The organism is Bradyrhizobium cajani (assembly GCF_009759665.1).
Classification (GTDB): domain Bacteria; phylum Pseudomonadota; class Alphaproteobacteria; order Rhizobiales; family Xanthobacteraceae; genus Bradyrhizobium; species Bradyrhizobium cajani.
The window spans coordinates 1-18,341 of record NZ_WQNE01000015.1 but is presented as its reverse complement, the minus strand read 5'-3'; the positions used below and the strand labels follow the sequence as shown (position 1 = coordinate 18,341).

Genomic DNA, 18,341 nt, shown 5'->3' with positions numbered 1-18,341 from the left:
GGATCCCGATGAAGTCCAATTTTTCTCTGGCCTCCGGATTCCATGCCGTCGTGATTGGCGGCGCCGGCGATATCGGCGCTGCCATCAGCAATCAGTTCTGCGATCTCGGTGCGACGGTGACTGCAACGGGCCTCGATGACGCCGATCTTGCACGATCCCTGCTCGCACCGCGCGCCGGCCTCACGCTCGCGACGCTCGACGTCACCAATGACGCCGAGGTCACGTCATTCGCCGAGCGCCACGACCGCGTCGACGCACTGGTCAATTGCGCCGGCATCCTGGCGCGCGACAAGGAATACGAGATCGAGACCTTCATGAAGGTTCTCGATGTCAATCTCACCGGCACCTTCCGGACCTGCATGGCGTTTCGCCCGCTCCTGGCTGATAGCAAGGGATCGGTCGTCAACATCGCCTCGATGAACGCCACGCTGGCCTTGCCACGCATTCCCGCCTATTGCGCCAGCAAAGGCGGCGTCGTGATGCTGACCAAGGCGCTTGCACTAGCCTGGGCCGAGGACGGCATCCGCGTCAATGCGGTTGCGCCCGGCTACATCGAGACGGCGATCAATGCCGCGGGCCGCACCGATCGCGCGCATTATCAGCGCATTGCCGACCGTACCGCGTTCAAGCGATGGGGGCAGCCGGAAGACATCGCCGGTGCGGTCGCCTTCCTCTGCATGCCGGCTTCGCAATACGCGACCGGAACGGTGGTCGCGGTCGATGGCGGATTTCTCGCGGGATAGCGCCGTTGGCAGACGCGCACTCCGCCAAGGCTGCAATCAGGGAGACGTCAGGCGGCTCGAATCGAGACCAGGAACTGATGGACCTCTTCGCGCAAGATGCTCGACTGCTGCGTCACCTGATCCGCCGATTTCAGCACGTGATCGGCTGACGCGCCGGCGTCGGCAACGGCCAGGCTGACGCCAGCGATGTCGCGGGTCACCTGGTCGGTCCCGGAGGCGGCGACCTGAACGCTGTGTGCGATTTCCTTCGTTGCGGTCCCCTGCTCCATCACCGCCTGGCCGATCGAAGCCGAGATGCCGCTGACCTCGCTGATGGTCTGCGAAATCGACTGGATGGCGTCGACGGCAAGCGCCGTCTCCTTCTGGATGACCGCTATCTGACTACCGATCTCGTCAGTCGCCTTGGCGGTCTGGGTTGCGAGCGCCTTCACTTCACTCGCGACGACCGCAAATCCTCTGCCCGCCTCGCCGGCGCGTGCCGCCTCGATCGTTGCGTTCAGGGCCAGCAGGTTGGTCTGGCTGGCGATGCCGTTGATCAGCTCGATGACTTCTCCGATCCTCTGCGCGGCCACGGCAAGACCTTCGACCGTGCTCCGGGTGCGCTCGCGCTCCTCGGCGGCGCGGGCAATGATCGCTGAGGAATGATTGACCTGGCGCGTGATCTCGGCAATCGAGGAGGAAAGCTCCTCTGCCGCCGCCGCAACAGTCTGGACGCTCGCCGACGTCTCTTCCGATGCCGTCGCGACGGCGCCGGATTGGTGCCGCGCCCGGTCGGTGGTTTCCGACATCGACTGCGCGGTCGACTTCATCTCGGTCGCGGATGATGACACCGCGGCGGCGACGCGCTGGACGCTCGCCTCGAAGCGATCGGCAATCTCCGCCATCGCGCGCTTCTTCTCCAGCTCGGCCTGCTGCTTGTTCTGCTCCTGCTCGGCCTGTAGGCCGGCAACGCGAATGGCGTTGCTCTTGAACACTTCGACCGCATGCGCCATGTCGCCGACCTCGTCGCGGCGGTCGCGATTGGGAATGTCGACGTCGTGACGTCCTTCGGCAAGCTGCCTCATCGCATCGGTGATGGTCTGGATGGGACGGGAAATGCCTCGCGCCAGAAGCAGGCCGACGATGCATGCGATCAGGGTCGCACCGACGGCCGTTCCGATCGCCAGCGTCTGCGCGCGCCTGATCAGCGCAGCGTAACCGCTGTTGTCCATCACGATCTCGACCGCGCCGATCGACTGGCCGGAGAAGTCGATGATCGGGCCGAGCAGCGCCGCCACCGGCACACCCGCCATATCGCCCTTCTGGATCACATACTTGCCGCCCGTGGCGGAGCGATAGTCGGCACCGTCGAAGAACGTCTTGCCGCCCAGCGTGCTGCCAAAGGTCTTGAAGCCGTCCTTGCCGGCGAGGTGGAAAGCGATGTCGATGCCGCGCGTCTTCTTGAACTGCTCGAAGAACTGCTGCCCGAAGGAAAGGCCGAACTCGACCGATCCGAGATGACGGCCACCCGAACTCAGGGGCACCACGCCGCGAATGCCCAATCCTGCTACGCCGCCTTCGAGGCCCACGATCGTCGTCTTGCCGTTGTTGGACTCCACGACCGTCTTGCGGAAGGACGACAGATCGTCACCGAACTTCTCGGGCTGATGCACCCGGAGGAACGACGTCGCCGGCGGCGTATGAAACTGGAACTGCTCGACGTTGTAGCTGCCCTTCAGCCCGGCAAATCCCGGCACGAACAGGCTCTTGAGCGCTTCGCGATCGCCGCGCGCCAGGGCGTCGGTCACTTGCGGAATTCCGGCCACGACCGCGCTCATCGCGGCGGCGCGATGGGACTCCTGGAGCAGCTGCGACTGCAGGGCTGAATAGTGCGAGCGCAGCTCGCGCTCGTCCGCCTGGTCGACGATGTCGTGGATGACCCAGAGCACGCCGATCAGCACAAACAACGCGGTGCCCGTGGCCGAAAGCGCCAGCGCCGCGGTCACCCGCGTTCGCAGGCGGAAATTGCCCAGAGCTCCCCACATCGAAAAAATTCCCCCAGCGCCTGCCCGGCAGCCCCATACCACTACGGAAAACTGCTTAAACCGGCGTAAAGGTTACCTTTTGGGGACACCCGGGATCGAAGCCGAACCGGGGCTGCGACAGGCCGTTTCGGCCGAGGGCCGGCAGAATGTGAGATTCTTGGTGGCACCGGGCGGAGGCTTCCGAAGGCCGGCCGCCGCCTGCTGCACCGCGAAGATATTTGCGGCGCAATATTCAAAAATGAGACTGCCGGTCAAGCCGAACGAGGTGCCGACGCGTGCACCGCATCCGACTTCGGTTAGCCTCCCTCCAAAACCGCGAGCCTTAACGAGAGCCACGGGCGTCGCGCTGGCTCAGCGCGGCGACAAAGCAATGAACAGGGAGGAGTCCAATGTCGAAGTGCAGTGTGGGACTGATCGCGCTGAGCGGCCTGCTTCTTTCAAGCGCCGCATTCGCCCAGGAAAAGATCAAGGTCGGCGTGACCGCAACCCTCGAAGGCACCTATACGGTGCTCGGCGAGGACGGCATGCGCGGCCATCAGACGGCGCTCAACGTGCTGGGCAAGAAGGTCGGCGACAAGGAACTCGAATTCATCGTCGCGTCCACCGACGCCACGCCGGATTCGGCCGTGCGCGCCGTGCGCAAGCTGATCGAGCAGGACAAGGTGCAGATCCTGCTCTCGCCGCTCTCCGGCGACGAAGGCATCGCGGTGAAGAACTTCGCCAAGACCCATCCCGAGCTGACCTTCATCAATGCGGCCTCCGGCGCGCAGGAAACCACCTATGTCGATCCTGCCCCGAACTTCTTCCGCTACAACATGGACGGCGCGCAGTGGCAGGTGGGCCTCGGCAAATACGCCTATGACGAGAAGAAGTATCGCAAGATCGCGACGGTCGGCGAGGACTATTCCTTCATCTACACCCAGGTGTTCGGGCTCGTGCTCGAATTCTGCGGCGCCGGCGGACAGGTCACCAACCGGCAATGGGTGCCGCTCGGCACCAAGGATTTCGCCTCCGTCATCGCCGCCCTGCCCGACGATGTCGACGCCATCTATCTCGGGCTTGGCGGTGCGGATGCCGTCAACTTCCTCAACCAGTACCAGCAGGCCGGCGGCAAGGCGCATCTGATGGGCGGTTCCATCATGATCGACCAGACCATCCTGTCGTCAAAGGGCAACGCCAAGAACGCCCTGATTGGCACCATCGCGGCGAGCGGCCAGGCAGACACCTGGGAGGATCCGGGCTGGCAGAAGTTCGTGAAGGCCTATCAGGACGCCTTCCCGCCCAACAAGCGCTTTCCGAGCCCGTCACTGCTCGCCACCAACTACTATGATTCAACCATGGCGCTGATCCTCGCACTGCGTCAGGTCAATGGCGACCTCTCGAACAATCAGGCGAAGTTCAGGGAAGCACTGGCGAAGATCGAGCTCGATGCGCCGAACGGCAAGATCAAGCTCGACTCCAATCGCCAGGCGATCGGCACGAACTTCGTCACCGAAGTCGTCGATGACGGCAAGGGAGCACTGTTCAGCAAGGTAGTGAAGGTGATCCCGAACGTGAACCAGACGCTAGGCTACGATCCGGCTGTGTTCTCGAAGATCGGGCTGCCGAGCCGCACCGTGCCGGAATGTAAGAAATACTGACGCATCATACGAGCAACGCAGGACCGGGGAGCGACTTGCTGACGCGGACGCTCTCCGCTCTTGCAATCTCTTCCCGGTTGTTGAACGCTGGCTGAAAAGACAAGAACATTCGGGAGGGGAAGGCATGAGCCGTGCGCTCGCCGTCTTCCATGGCCGGTTCGGTCGGGCGACGGTTTATCAGTTGAACCGCCCTTTCAATATCCACGCCCATCGTGAAGGTCATCTGATCTTCCATGTCGGCGGGATGTCGGCATGCATCGATGTTTCCGACGGACACTACGATCTCACCGAATCCTCCGTCGTTGCCGTCAATCCCTGGGAGCCGCACAACTTCCTGCCGACTGATCTCGACGGCGGCGCGATCTTCTTCGTGCTCTACGTCAATGCCGAATGGTTTGCGCCGGACGCCTCCGGCTCCGACCGTCTGCGTTTCGGCCGCACCCAGTTCAGGCGCACGCCCGCACTCGACAAGCACATCAGGCGGACCGCTGCGCTCGTGTGCGGCGCACCATCGTTGTCCAGCCTTGATTCCGAGCTGCGGCGGCTGATCGACATCTGCTACGACGAGAGCTGGCAGCAGGCCGAGATCGCGCGCGATGCGCGCGCCGGCGGCGCCGTGACCGACTTCCGCGTGCGCAAATGCATCAAGATGATGTCGGAGAGTCCCGGGGCCGAGGTGGAGCTCGATACTATCGCGCGGGAATCCGGCCTGTCTCGGCCGCATTTCTACCGGCTGTTCCGCGTCCAGACCGGCGTCACGCCGAACCTCTATCTCAACACGCTGATCATGGAACAGGCGCTCGAAGCGCTGGTGGCAAGCGAAGCGCCGATCGCCGATATCGGCTTCGATCTCGGCTTCTCCTCGCAGAGCGGCTTCACCCGCTTCTTCGCCGCCAATGTCGGGATGGCCCCGACCGATTATCGTCGCGCCGCCAAGGTTTTGCGCGCCTGACCGCTGCGCGAAAAGATACTCACGATCAAACACCGGTCTCGCCGCCCCGCTAGGATGGACGCAACGCGATCCCGAAAGAGGGTCGCGAGTCCAGGGAGGACGTTCGTCCATGGCAGGCTCGCAGCCGGCAACGGCTTGCATGCCCCCTCGCCCCGCTTGCGGAGAGAGGGTTGGGTGCGGTGGAGTCTCCGCGAAGTCGGTGGCAGTTCGACTCGCGGAGACTCCCCCTCACCAGCGCCTTCAGCGCGACCTCTCCCCGCAAGCGGGGGCGGGGTGAGATCATGACGCGCTTTGTCGAACGTCACCCGGCCTGGGCGCTGATCGTCATCATCGCCGTTGCCATCGCGCTCTGGCTGATCTTCGCGATCTGGCCGCCGGGCCTTGAAGAGGCGATCGGCCGCAAGCGCGTCTTTCTCAACGCCGTCTTCAACGGCATCACCCTCGGCGGCCTCTACTTCCTCGTCGCCAGCGGCTTCACGTTGATTTTCGGCCTGATGCGCAACGTCAACCTCGCGCACGGCTCGCTCTATCTGTTCGGCGGCTATGTCGGCTACGCCATCAGCGCCTCGACCGGCTCCTGGATCCTCAGCTTCATCGTCGCCTTCATCCTGACGGCCATGGTCGGCGTCCTGCTCCAGGTGATCGTGTTTCGCCGGATGGAGGGACAGGATCTGCGGCAGACCATGGTGACGATCGGGCTTTCGATCGTGTTCGCCGACCTCATGCTGTGGGCCTGCGGCGGCGACTTCTACCAGATCCAGACGCCGAGCTGGCTGATCGGTCCCGTGGACCTGCCGCTGATCACGGCGATCAAATCCTCCGGCGAGCCGGTCTATCTCCGATATCCGCTGGTGCGCCTCGTGATCTTTGCGGCCTCTGTCGTGATCGGCGCCGGCATGTGGCTCGCGCTCAACCGCACCCGGATCGGCATGATCATCCGCGCCGGCGTCGATGATCGCGATATCCTCGCCGCAACCGGCGTGCGCATCCAGCTCGTCTTCGTGCTGGTGTTCGCCTTCGGCGCGGGGCTTGCCGGCATCGCCGGCGTGGTCGGCGGCACCTTCCAGTCATTGTCGCCCGGCGAGGACATCCGCTTCCTGCTCGCGTCCCTCGTCGTCGTGATCGTCGGCGGCATGGGCTCGATCCCCGGTGCCGCGCTCGGCGCGCTCATCATCGGACTCGCCGAACAGCTCGGCTCGGTCTACATCCCGACCTACGCCATCGTCGTGACCTTCCTGATCATGGTGCTGGTGCTGGCCATCCGGCCGCAAGGCCTATTGGCGAGGCGCTGAGATGTCACTCGCCCACGATGCCCGCGTTACCGTACGGCCCGCCACAATGGCGCAGCGCCCGGCACGGGCGTGGCCCGAGGTCAACAATCCCGCCGCCTGGATCGTCGCGGTCATTCTCCTGATCATGCCACTGATCGCCAACAGCTTCTTCCTGATCGAGATCTTCGCCACCACGCTGATCCTCGGCACGATAGCGTTGAGCCTGATGTTCCTCGCCGGCTATGGCGGCATGGTCAGCCTGATGCAGCTCACCATCGCGGGCTTCTCGGCCTACATGGTCGCCGTGTTCGGCGTCAGCGCCAACACCAATATCAGCCTCGGCTGGCCATGGTGGCTCGCGGTCCCGATGGCGCTGACGCTGGCAACCGCCTTCGGAACGCTCGGCGGCGCGCTGGCGGTGCGCACCGAGGGCATCTACACCATCATGATCACGCTCGCGATCGGCGCGGCCTTCTACTATTTCACCAACCAGAACTGGGCGATCTTCAATGGCCATACCGGCATCAACACCGTGGCAACGCCGCATTTCTGGGGCGTGAACTGGCGCGCCGACATTCCGTTTTACTATGTCGTGCTCGCGGTCGCCGCGTTCTGCTACTTCGCAGTCGAATATCTCTCGCGCGCACCGTTCGGCCTTGCCCTTCAGGGCGTGCGCGACAATCCGCGGCGCATGGCCGCGCTCGGCTTCAACGTCAATGCGCACCGCGTCGCCGCCTACGCTTTCGCCTCGTTCGTGGCCGCGCTCGCGGGCGTGCTCCAGGTCTGGAACTACCGCCAGATCTCGCCGGGCTCGGTCAGCGTCGGAGCCTGCATCGACATCCTGATCATCGCCGTCGTCGGCGGCATCACCCGCCCGATCGGTCCCTTCATCGGCGCGCTGATCTTCGTGCTGCTGCGCACCTTCGCACTCGACTTCCTGGTCAGGCTCGGGCTCGACGGCAACCGCTTCCGCCTGCTGATCGGGCTCGGCTTTCTCGCCATCGTGTTCTGGTCCTCGGACGGCGTCATCGGACTGTGGCAGCGCTGGCGCCAGCGTCAGGGTCTTAACGCGCCATCCTCACGCGGAGGGCGGCGCCATGGATAGCGTCGCCCATCGCCTCTCCGCGGTCGGCGCCGCCGCAGCGCTCGAGCTGCGCGGCGTGACGCGCATGTTCGGTGCGCTGGCGGCCCTGACCGACGTCACCATCACCGTGCGTCCCGGCGAGCGGCGCGCCGTGCTCGGCTCGAACGGCGCCGGCAAGACCACGCTGTTCAACTGCATCACCGGCGACTTCCCGCCCTCCTCCGGCACCATCCGCTTCTTTGGCGAAGACGTCACGCACTTCCCGCCCTATGAACGCATCCGCCGCGGGCTGCGCCGAACCTACCAGATCTCGGCGCTGTTCCCCGGCCTCACCGTGCAGGACAACGTCTATCTCGCCTGTCGCGGCGTCTCGCGCGGCCGCTTCTCGTTCCTGCGTCCCGGGCAGAACGACGCCCTGATGCATGCGGCCGACAACCTCGTGCAGGCCGTTCACCTGGCCGCCGTGAAGGACCAGCGCGTGGCCGAGCTCGCGCATGGACAGCAGCGCCAGCTCGAGATCGCGCTCGCGCTCGCCGGCGCGCCGCGCTTCGTCCTGTTCGACGAACCGGCCGCGGGCCTGTCGCCGACCGAGCGGGCCGAGCTGATCGAGATCCTGACCTCGCTGCCTGCGCATATCGGCTACATCATCATCGAGCACGACATGGACGTGGCGCTGCGCGTGGTCGAGAGCGTCACGATGATGCACAACGGCCGCGTCTTCAAGGAAGGCCTGCCGCAGGAGATCCAGTCCGATCCCGAGGTGCAGGAGCTCTATCTCGGAGGCGGCCATGAATGAGGCCCGCCGCACCAGCGCCGCGCTCGAGGTCCGCGGCCTCGACGTCTACTACGGTCATTCGCACGCCCTGCAAGGCGTCGACCTCACTTTGGAGAGCGGCGTGTTCTCCGTGGTCGGCCGCAACGGCATGGGCAAGACCACCCTGTGCAAGGCGATCATGGGGCTGGTGGCGGTGAGCGGCGGATCGATCCGCGTCCGCGGCGAGGACATCACGCGGCGGCCGCCGGCTCACATCGCCCGGCTCGGCGTCGGCTACGTGCCGCAGGGTCGTCGCCTGTGGCGCTCGCTCAGCGTCGACGAGCATTTGCGGCTTGCCGCCGGCATGCGCTCCGGCGCCTGGACCGTCGAGCGCATCTACGACACCTTCCCGCGCCTCGCCGAGCGCAAGGACCACGGTGGTGGCCAGCTCTCCGGCGGCGAGCAGCAGATGCTGGCGATCTCGCGCGCGCTGCTCACCAACCCGCATCTGTTGATCATGGACGAGCCGACCGAAGGCCTCGCGCCCGTCATCGTCGCGCAGGTCGAGGAAATGCTGCTGCGGTTAGGTGAGGACGAGGACATGTCCGTGCTCGTGATCGAGCAGAACATCGGCGTCGCCACCGCGATCTCGCGCAACGTCGCGATCATGGTCAATGGCCGCATCAACCGCATCATCGATTCCGCGCGCCTGGCCGCCGACCGCGAGCTGCAGCAGCGCCTGCTCGGCGTCGGGCTTCACGCCGAGCTCGAGCCGGATATCGACGTCGCTGCGTCCGGTGTCGAAGCCAAGCCTGCGCCGGCGCCGCGCCGCGACGGACCGATCCGCATCTACATCTCCAACCCGACGCTCCCGACACGATGGTCGCAACCGGTGCCGATCGCCCGCATCGAGGTGGCAGCGCGCACGATCTCGACGCAGGTGAGCCGGCTCGACGAGACGGTGCGGCGCCAGCGCGAACCCGTGGCGGCACAGGCCGCAGGCCCACCCGTCGTGCTGGTCGTCGGCACGCTCGATACCAAGGGCCTCGAGCTGCGCTTCATCCGCGACATCATCGCGGCAAGCGGCCTGCGCACGCGCCTGGTCGACGTCTCGACCAGCGGCAAGCATTCGGCCTGCGATGTCTCCGCGCAGGAGATCGCCCTGAACCATGGCCGCGGCGGAGCCGCCGTGTTCGGCCCCGATCGCGGGGCCGCCGTGACGGCGATGGCCGATGCCTTCGCCAACTGGCTGCGGCGCCAGGGCAATGTCGCCGGCGTGATCTCGGCCGGCGGCTCGGGCGCCGCGTCGCTGGTTGCGCCGGGCATGCGCGCCCTCCCCGTCGGCGTGCCCAAGCTGATCATCTCCTCCGTCGCCTCGGGCGATGTCGGGCCCTATGTCGGCCCGGCCGATATCACGATGATGTACTCGGTCACCGACGTGCAGGGCCTGAACTCGATCTCGCGCGTGGTGCTGGCCAACGGCGCCAATGCGCTCGCCGGCATGGTCAAGGCGCGGCTCGATGCACGCGCTGCTACGGCGCGCGAGGCCGGCGGCCTGCCCGCGGTCGGCATCACCATGTTCGGCGTCACCACGCCGGCGGTGCAGAGGATCGCATCCGATTTGCGCGGCGATTTCGAATGCCTGGTCTTCCATGCCACCGGGGTCGGCGGACGGTCGATGGAGAAGCTGGTCGAGTCCGGCCAGCTTGCCGGTGTCATCGACCTCACCACGACCGAGATCTGCGATCTGCTCGTGGGCGGCGTATTTCCTGCGACGGAAGACCGCCTCGGCGCGATCATTCGCAGCCGCCTGCCCTATGTCGGCTCGGTCGGCGCGCTCGACATGGTCAATTTCGGCGCGCCCGAGACCATTCCGGAGCGCTACCGCGGCCGCAAATTCCACGTCCACAATCCGCAGGTGACGTTGATGCGGACCACAGTCGAGGAGAACGAGCGCATGGGCCGCTGGCTCGGCGAGCGGCTCAACCAGATGGACGGTCCGGTACGCTTCCTGCTGCCCGAGGGCGGTGTCTCCGCGCTTGATGCGCGGGGCCAGTCCTTCTGGGATCCGGACGCCGACGCCGCGTTGTTCCGCGCGCTGGAGCGCACGGTGCGGCAGACCGGCAACCGCCAGCTCATTCGAATCCCCAAGAACATCAACGATCCCGAGTTCGCCGCCGCCGTTGTCAGTGCGTTCCGGACCCTGTTCGGCCGCGCCGGGGCGCGCCGAAGACTAGCGAGGTGACCGATGGCCAGGTTTGAACGCACGGCTCTTCTGAAGCGGTTTCGCGACATGGCGCGGCGCGGCGAGCCGATCGTCGGCGGCGGCGCCGGCACCGGGCTGTCAGCCAAATGCGAAGAGGCCGGCGGGGTCGATCTGATCGTCATCTACAATTCCGGCCGCTACCGGATGGCCGGCCGCGGCTCGCTCGCCGGCCTGATGGCTTACGGCGATGCCAACGCGATCGTGCTCGAAATGGCGAACGAAGTTCTGCCCGTGGTCACCAGGACGCCCGTGCTTGCGGGCGTCAACGGCACCGATCCGTTCCGCGACATGGACGCGTTCCTCGACCAGTTGAAGGCGCTCGGATTTGCCGGCGTCCAGAACTTTCCGACCGTTGGCCTGATCGACGGCACCTTCCGCGCCAACCTCGAAGAGACCGGGATGTCCTATGCGCTGGAGATCGATATGATCGCGAAGGCACACGACAAGGACATGCTGACCACGCCCTATGTGTTCAGCGAGAAAGAGGCCGCCGCGATGGCGATCGCCGGCGCCGATATCATCGTCTGTCACATGGGTCTGACCACCGGCGGCACAATCGGCGCGCAGACCGCGCTAAAGCTCAAGGACTGCCCCGCGCAGATCGACACATGGGCTTCCGCAGCCCTCAGCGTCAATCCGGACATCCTGGTGCTGGCTCACGGCGGCCCGATCGCTGATCCCGCCGATGCCGATTTCATCATGAAGAACACCCGCCATTGCCACGGCTTCTACGGCGCGTCCTCGATGGAGCGATTGCCCGTGGAGCGGGCGCTGACGGATCAGGTGCGTCAATTCAAGGCGATCGGCGCGCGGTAACGCCGGACGGTTCGAGGGAGGGAAAGATGTCAGGGATTTTGGTCGGTGAATTGATCCTCTGGCTGATCGTCGCGATCATCGTGATCGTGGTCGGTGTCTATATCGTGAACTGGCTCTATCATCGCTCCTCCAAGGAGGTCTCGTTCGTCCGGACCGGCTTCCTCGGCGAACGCGTGGTGATCAATGGCGGCGCCTTCGTGCTGCCGTTCATCCACGACTACACCCCCGTGAACATGAACGTGCTGCCGATGGGCATCGTCCGCTCCAGGCAGGATGCCGTGATCACGCGCGACCGCATGCGCGTCGACATCGAGGCCGACTTCTATGTCCGCGTACAGGCGACCCGCGAAGCCGTGTCGATCGCGGCCGCCACGCTCGGCCGCCGCACCATGGAGCCCGAACAACTCCACGCACTCCTCGCCGGCAAGTTCATCTCCGCGATCCGCTCGGTCGCCTCCGAAATGACCCTTGAGGAGATGCACGAGCGGCGCGGCGACTATGTCGCGCGGGTCAAGACCAATGCGGCCGAGGCCCTCGCCCAGAACGGCCTCGAGCTGGAATCGGTCGCGATCACCGACCTCGACCAGACCGACCTGGAGTTCTTCAACCCATCGAACCGGTTCGATGCCGAGGGTCTCACCCGCCTGATGGAGGACATCGAGGCAAAACGAAAGCTGCGCAACGACATCGAGCAGGACTCGATGATCAAGATCCGCTCGCGCAATCTGGAAGCCGAGCGGCAGGCGCTCGAGATCGAGCGCGAGAGCGAGACCGCGCGACTGGAGCAGGAGCGCGACATCGAGATGCGCCGCGCCCTCCAGCGCACGGAAGTCGCCCGCGAACGCGCGCTCCGCGAAACCGAGGCCGAACAGGCGCAGATTTCCGCCCGCGAGGCGATCGAACGCGCCCGCATCGCCAATGATCAGGCGATCGCCGAGGCCCGCATCGCCTCCGAGCGCGAGACCCGCCAGAAGGAGATCGAACGGACCCGCACCATCGAGGAGAAGGAGCTGCTGGCACGCGAGGAGATCGAGAAGACAAGGATCGCCAACCAGCGCTCGATCGACACCACCCGCATCGCCTCGGAGCGCGAGGTCCGCCAGCGCGAGATCGAGCGGATGCGCACGGTCGAGGAAGCCGAGATCGCCGCGCGCGAGGCGATCGAGAAGGCGCGGATACAGCAGGATCGTGTCGTCACCGACGCCCGCATCGCCAACGAGGAGGAGACGCGGCGCCGCGAGATCGAGCGGACGCGCGCGGTCGACGAGGCCGAGATCGCCGCTCGCGAGGCCACGGAAAAGGCCCGCATCGCCCAGACCATGACGGTCAATGTCGAGCGCATCTCCTCCGACGAGCGCACCCGCGCGCTGGAGATCCAGCAGGTGCGCACCATCCAGGAGGCCGAGATCGAGGCGCAGCGCGCGGTCGAGGCCGCCCGCATCGCCCGCGAGCGGACGCTCGCCGCCGAACGCATCGCCGCCGAGCAGAACACGCGGCAACTCGAGATCGAGCGTAACCAGACGCTGGACGTCGCCGGCATCGCAGCGCGCGAGACCACGGAGGCGACGCGCATCGCCCAGGAGGAACGCGTGCGCTCGCTGGAGATCGCCCGCAACCGCGCCGTCGAGGAAGCCGATATCGCCTCGCGCGAGGCCATCGAGGCGGCCCGCATCGCCCAGGAAAAGGCGGTTGCGGCCGAGCGTATCCAGGCCGAGCGCGAAACCCGCGCGCTGGAGATCGAACGGACCGGCGTCTTGGAGGCGGCCGAGCTGAAGCGGCGTGACGCGATCGAGCGCCAGCGCATCGGCGTCGATCTCGCACTCGAAGCCGAACGGATCAGTTCGTCGCGGACGCGCGAGGTGCTGAACATCGAGCACAAGAAGGTGATCGAGATCGCCGACGAGGACCGCGTCATCGCACTCTCCGCAAAGCGCTCCGAACGCATCGATGCCGATCGCCAGGTCAAGCAGGCCGAGATCGTCGCGCGGAAGGACGTCGAGACCACCGACGTCTCGCGCGAGCAGGCGCTGGAAGCCGCCCGCATCGAACGCCGCCGCGCGGTCGAGCAGCTCGAGGTCGCCCGCGTCCAGTCGCTCCAGGAGGCTGAAATCGCCTCACGCGAGGAGGTCGAGCGGGCCCGCATCGCCTCCGACCGCGGCCTGGACGAGGCCCGGATCGGCCGCGAACGCGAGCTGCGCAAGCTCGAAGTCAATCGCGAAAAGGAGGTCGAGACGGTCCTGATGGAGAAAGCCATCGCGATCCACCAGAAGTCGCTGGAGGAGTCGGCGGCACGCGCCGCCGCCGAGGAGGCGCGGATTCGCGCAACGGAAGCCACCGAGCGCGTGGTCACTGCGCGCGAGAGCGAGATCGCAAAGCGCCGCAAGACCGTCGAAGTGCTGCTCGCCGAGAAACAGGCCGAGGAGACCCGAATTGCCGCGGAAGCCGAGCGGGTGCGCGCCGCGGTCGAGGCCGAGGCGCAGCGCATGCTCAACGAGGCCGAGAACGTGCTGACGGATCAGGCGCGCTACTCGCTGTTCCGCCGCAAGCTGCTCGACCGCATCGAGGGCATCGTCCGCGAGAGCGTCAAGCCGATGGAGAAGATCGAGGGCATCCGCATCCTTCAGGTCGACGGCCTCAACGGCAACGGACACGGAGGTGGCAATGGCGGCCGCAGCGCCACCGATGAGGTGATCGACTCGGCGCTGCGCTACCGCGTCCAGGCACCGCTGATCGATTCCATCCTGTCCGACATCGGCGTCGAGGGCGGCAGTCTCGCGAAGATGCCGGGCCTGATCCGGGAGGCCCGCGACATGCAGGGCATCAAGGATTCCGCGCGCAAGAGCGGCGGTGGCGGCGACAAGCCGGCGGCCTCCCCGCCTGCGGCCGAAGGTGGCGAGCCGCCGGCCGAGCGTGGCCCGCGGAAGAAGAGCTGAGGTCTGACCCATGGCCCGCGTCTACGTCTCCACCGTCGTCAACGCCCGTAACGATCGCGTCTGGGCGCGGGTGCGCGATTTCAATGGGATGCCGAACTGGCATCCGGCGATCGCCGAAAGCCGCATCGAGGGCGGCGAGCCCTCCGACAAGATCGGCTGCGTCAGGGATTTCCGCCTCCGCAACGGCGACCGCATCCGCGAGAAGCTCTTGGGCCTCTCCGACTACGACATGTTCTGCACCTATTCGATCCTGGAATCCCCGATGGGCGTCGAGAACTACGTCGCAACGCTGCGGCTGACGCCCGTCACCGACGGCGACCAGACCTTCATGGAATGGACCGCCGAGTTCGACTGCGCGCCGGAGCGGGAAACCGAGCTCGTCAACAATATCGGCGGCGGCGTGTTCCAGGGCGGCTTCGACGCCCTGAAGCGTGTGTTCGGAGGCTGAAATGATCCCAGCCGCGTCCATCAAGTCACACTGCGCCCCCTCTCCCCGCAAGCGGGGCGAGGTGAAGAAAACAACCGAGGCCTAGACGTGCCGCATATCGTCAAAAGCACCATCCTGGACGCGCCGACCGATGCGGTGTGGAATGTGCTGCGCGATTTCAACGGTCACGACCGCTGGCATCCGGCGGTTGCGACCTCCTCGATCGAACGCGCGCAGGCCTCCGACAAGATCGGCTGCGTCAGGCGCTTCAAGCTCAAGGATGGCTCCGAGTTGCGCGAACAGTTGCTCGCGCTGTCCGACCTCGAACAGACCTTCAGCTACTGCCTGCTCGATACGCCGATCCCGATGTTCAATTACGTCGCGCATGTCCGCCTGCTGCCCGTGACCGATGGTGACCGCACCTTCTGGCATTGGGAATCGCGCTTCACCACGAAGACCGAGGACAGGGACCGCATCACCCACATGGTCGCTGAAGACATCTACCAGGCGGGATTCGAGGCGATCCGTCGCCATCTGAAGGAGGCCGCCTAGCCATGGCTGTGACCGTAAAGACCTTTGCCAGCGCCGGCGAAGCTGCCGGGGCACTATCTTCAGATCGCAGTGCGCGCTATCTCGGCGGCGGCACGCTGGTGATGCGGGCGCTCAACGAGGGCGACGTCTCGATCTCGACCGTCGTTCGCGCCAACGACCAGGCGCTGACCCGGGTCGATGCGTCCGGCCCGCGTGTCACGCTGGGCGCCGGCGTCACCTTCGCGCGCGTCCTTGCCGAACGCGACCTCGCTTTCCTGCATGCGCCGGCCCGCTCGATCGGGGGGCCCGCCGTGCGCAACATGGGCACGGTCGGCGGCAATCTCTTCGCGCCAAACCCTTATGGCGATTTCACCGTGGCGCTGCTGGCGCTCGACGCCACGGTCGCCGTGCAAGGCGGCTTCGGTGCCCGTGACATCGCGATCGAGGAGTTCCTGCAATCGCGCGAGCGGCAGTCCGGTGCGCTGGTGCTGTCGATCTCCTGCACCCGGCCGGCCAGCGCGGAGGCATTTCGCTATCGCAAGATCGCCCGCATCAAGCCGAAGGGCGGCTCGGTCATCACGCTGGCCGCACACCTGCCGATCAGCGGGGGGCGCATTGCTGGTGCTCGCGTTGCGCTGGGATCGATGGCGCCGATCCAGATCCGCGCCAAGGGGGCGGAACGTGCGCTCGAAGGACGCGTGCTCGATTCCGCAACGATCGATGCGGCCGCCTCTGCTGCGACCGAAGGAACATCGCCCGCCGACAACGCGCTCGGCAGCGCCTGGTATCGCCGCGAGATCATCGGCGTGCACCTGCGCCGCCTCTTGTCCGGTCAGGAATAGCCGAGGAATAGGCCGCCATGTCCAAGACGCCTCTGCAATTTCGTCACAACGGCCGCGACGTCGCGATCTTCGTCGACGGCGGCACCAATCTGCTGGTCGCCCTGCGCGAACTGATCGGCGACATGACGCCGAAATTCGGCTGTGGCCAGGGCGGCTGCGGCACTTGCAGCGTGCTGATCGACGGGGAACTCCACCTCTCCTGCCTGACGCTCGCCGAGACGGTCGCCGGCCGCTCCGTCGAGACGCTCGATGGTCTCAAGCAGGGACCGAACCTGCATCCGCTGCAGCGTGCGTTCGCCGACAATTTTGCCGCCCAATGCGGCTATTGCACGCCGGGCATGCTGATGGCCGCGAAGGCGCTACTCGATCGCAATCCCTCCCCGAGCCGGGCCGACGTGATCGAGGCGATCTCCGGCAACATCTGCCGCTGCACCGGCTACGAGCCGATCATCAATGCCATCCTCGCCGCCGCGGGCGGCCGGGCCAGCGCCTGAGGTCAGACCATGCTGGAACTACGCAAGGACATCTTCGCCGACGAGCGCGACGACAATCTCAAGGAAATCGGCAAGGGCACGCAGCGCCAGGACATGCTCGGCCACATCACGGGCACGTCGAGCTATTTTGGCGATCACAAGCTCCAGGGCATGCTGCACCTCAAGGTCGTGCGCTCGACCCAGGCCCATGCAAGGCTGCGCCGCATCGACACCACGGATGCGGAACGCTCGGCCGGCGCACGCCGGATCATTCGCGGCACCGATGTGCCGGTCAATCTCAACACGCTCTTGAGCCTGATCAACTTCGGCAAGGACGACGAGCCGTCGCTTGCCGTCGACAAGGTTCGCTACAAGGGCGAGCCGATCGTCGCCATCGTCGCCGACAGCGAGCGCGAAGCCTTTGAGGCCATCGCAAAGGTCAGGGTCGACTACGAGCCGCTGCCGACCGTGTTCGACGTCGAGGATGCGCTCAAGCCCGGCGCGCCCGTGGTCAACGAGACCTATCCGAAGAACGCCTTCATCTATCACGACGTCTACGATCACCAACGCCTGCGGTTCGGCGATGCCGATGCCGCGCTCGCTAGTGCCGACCACGTGCTCGAACAGCGCTACCAGATGTCGCCGATCGAGCATGCGCCGACCGAAACCAATGGCGCCATCGCAGCACCCGACACCAACGGCCGCTATGTCGTCTACACCTCGACCCAGGCGCTGTTCTTCTCGGTCGACACCTGCGCCAAGATCCTGGACGTGCCCTCCAACACCTTCCACTTCATCGGCGGCACCGTCGGCGGCGGGTTCGGCGGCAAGGTGGATACCTTGACCGAGCCGCTCGCGATCCTCGGCGCGATGCTGACCGGACGTCCCGTGCGCTATGTGTTTGGACGCGAGGAGGAGATGCAGTACGGCCCGCCGCGTGGTGCCGAACGCATCTACATCAAGGACGGCGTGATGCGGGACGGCCGCATCGTCGCACGCAAGATCCGCGCCTATTTCGACAGCGGCGCTTATACGCGGCTGTCGAGCTATGCCGCGGTGAAATGCGCCGCGCACCTGCCCGGCCCCTACACCATCCCGAACGTCTATGGCGACGTCTACTGCGTCTTCACCAACCGCACCCCCGCAACCGCCATGCGCGGCTTCGGTGTCACCGCGATGGACTTCGCCATCGAATGCCAGATGGACAAGCTCGCAAACCTCGTCGGCATGGACCCGATGGAGTTCCGGATTCTGAACGCCTATCGCGACGGCGACATGAAGGCGCACCGGCGCGAGGCCAAGAACACCGCGCTGATCGAATGCGTCCAGGTCGCCGCCGAAAAGGCCAAATGGCCGATCCGCGACGAGTTCAGGCGCGCCTCCTCCCGCAAGGATGGCGGCGGCAGCCGCGCCGCGATCCCGCCGACGCCGGCGGATTCGCGCGCAAGGCCCGCCGCGCCAGCGCAGCAGCGCACGACCTATGACCGCGCGCCCGTGGTCAACGAGACCTATCCGAAGAACGCCTTCATCTATCACGACGTCTACGATCACCAACGCCTGCGGTTCGGCGATGCCGATGCCGCGC

The 18,341-nt window shown here is 65.9% G+C and carries 15 protein-coding genes; 14 read left to right on the top strand and 1 reads right to left on the bottom strand.

Annotated features, from left to right (window positions below; all coding sequences use genetic code 11):
• Window positions 1–8: 8 nt before the first annotated feature.
• Entirely contained in the window at window positions 9–743 is a 735-nt protein-coding gene (locus GPL20_RS18915) for an SDR family NAD(P)-dependent oxidoreductase (protein ID WP_157331016.1), read from the top strand.
• Window positions 744–790: 47 nt separating this feature from the next.
• Here GPL20_RS18915 and GPL20_RS18910 read toward each other — a convergent pair whose 3' ends face one another.
• Window positions 791–2,767 carry a methyl-accepting chemotaxis protein gene (locus tag GPL20_RS18910; protein ID WP_157331015.1) on the bottom strand — a complete coding sequence of 659 codons (1,977 nt, stop codon included), beginning with the start codon at window positions 2,765–2,767 and terminating at the stop codon, window positions 791–793.
• 389 nt (window positions 2,768–3,156) lie between these two features.
• Here GPL20_RS18910 and GPL20_RS18905 point away from each other — a divergent pair, with 389 nt between their 5' ends.
• The 13 genes from GPL20_RS18905 to GPL20_RS18845 form a co-directional block, all read left to right on the top strand.
• A complete protein-coding gene (locus GPL20_RS18905) occupies window positions 3,157–4,407 on the top strand; it encodes an ABC transporter substrate-binding protein (protein ID WP_157331014.1) in 1,251 nt (416 codons plus the stop codon).
• Between the two features lie 124 nt (window positions 4,408–4,531).
• A complete protein-coding gene (locus GPL20_RS18900) occupies window positions 4,532–5,359 on the top strand; it encodes an AraC family transcriptional regulator (RefSeq protein WP_157331013.1) in 828 nt (275 codons plus the stop codon).
• A gap of 281 nt (window positions 5,360–5,640) precedes the next feature.
• Window positions 5,641–6,651 carry a branched-chain amino acid ABC transporter permease gene (locus tag GPL20_RS18895; RefSeq protein ID WP_157331012.1) on the top strand — a complete coding sequence of 337 codons (1,011 nt, stop codon included), beginning with the start codon at window positions 5,641–5,643 and terminating at the stop codon, window positions 6,649–6,651.
• 1 nt (window position 6,652) lies between these two features.
• Entirely contained in the window at window positions 6,653–7,735 is a 1,083-nt protein-coding gene (locus GPL20_RS18890) for a branched-chain amino acid ABC transporter permease (RefSeq protein ID WP_157331011.1), read from the top strand.
• Window positions 7,728–8,510, top strand: coding sequence for an ABC transporter ATP-binding protein (locus GPL20_RS18885; protein ID WP_157331010.1), 783 nt, complete (start codon window positions 7,728–7,730; stop codon window positions 8,508–8,510). The genes GPL20_RS18890 and GPL20_RS18885 overlap by 8 nt, the downstream gene beginning before the upstream one ends.
• The gene (locus GPL20_RS18880) at window positions 8,503–10,713 is read left to right on the top strand and encodes an ABC transporter permease (protein WP_157331009.1); all 2,211 of its coding nucleotides are present in this window, start codon (window positions 8,503–8,505) and stop codon (window positions 10,711–10,713) included. Before GPL20_RS18885 ends, GPL20_RS18880 begins: the two co-directional genes overlap by 8 nt.
• Before the next feature lie 3 nt (window positions 10,714–10,716).
• Entirely contained in the window at window positions 10,717–11,550 is an 834-nt protein-coding gene (locus GPL20_RS18875; protein ID WP_157331008.1) for a phosphoenolpyruvate hydrolase family protein, read from the top strand.
• 26 nt (window positions 11,551–11,576) lie between these two features.
• Window positions 11,577–14,483: a flotillin family protein gene (locus GPL20_RS18870; RefSeq protein ID WP_157331007.1), complete on the top strand. Its 2,907-nt coding sequence runs from the start codon at window positions 11,577–11,579 to the stop codon at window positions 14,481–14,483.
• Window positions 14,484–14,493: 10 nt separating this feature from the next.
• Window positions 14,494–14,931, top strand: a complete 438-nt coding sequence (locus GPL20_RS18865) for an SRPBCC family protein (protein ID WP_157331006.1) — start codon at window positions 14,494–14,496, stop codon at window positions 14,929–14,931.
• Window positions 14,932–15,018: 87 nt separating this feature from the next.
• Complete coding sequence (locus GPL20_RS18860) at window positions 15,019–15,462, top strand: SRPBCC family protein (RefSeq protein ID WP_254125321.1); 444 nt, start codon at window positions 15,019–15,021, stop codon at window positions 15,460–15,462.
• Between the two features lie 2 nt (window positions 15,463–15,464).
• A complete protein-coding gene (locus GPL20_RS18855; RefSeq protein WP_157331005.1) occupies window positions 15,465–16,283 on the top strand; it encodes an FAD binding domain-containing protein in 819 nt (272 codons plus the stop codon).
• Window positions 16,284–16,300: 17 nt separating this feature from the next.
• Window positions 16,301–16,777, top strand: coding sequence for a (2Fe-2S)-binding protein (locus GPL20_RS18850; protein WP_157331004.1), 477 nt, complete (start codon window positions 16,301–16,303; stop codon window positions 16,775–16,777).
• A 9-nt stretch (window positions 16,778–16,786) separates the two neighbouring features.
• Window positions 16,787–18,341, top strand: a 1,555-nt coding sequence (locus GPL20_RS18845; RefSeq protein ID WP_246250702.1) for a xanthine dehydrogenase family protein molybdopterin-binding subunit, incomplete at its 3' end; no start/stop codon positions are given.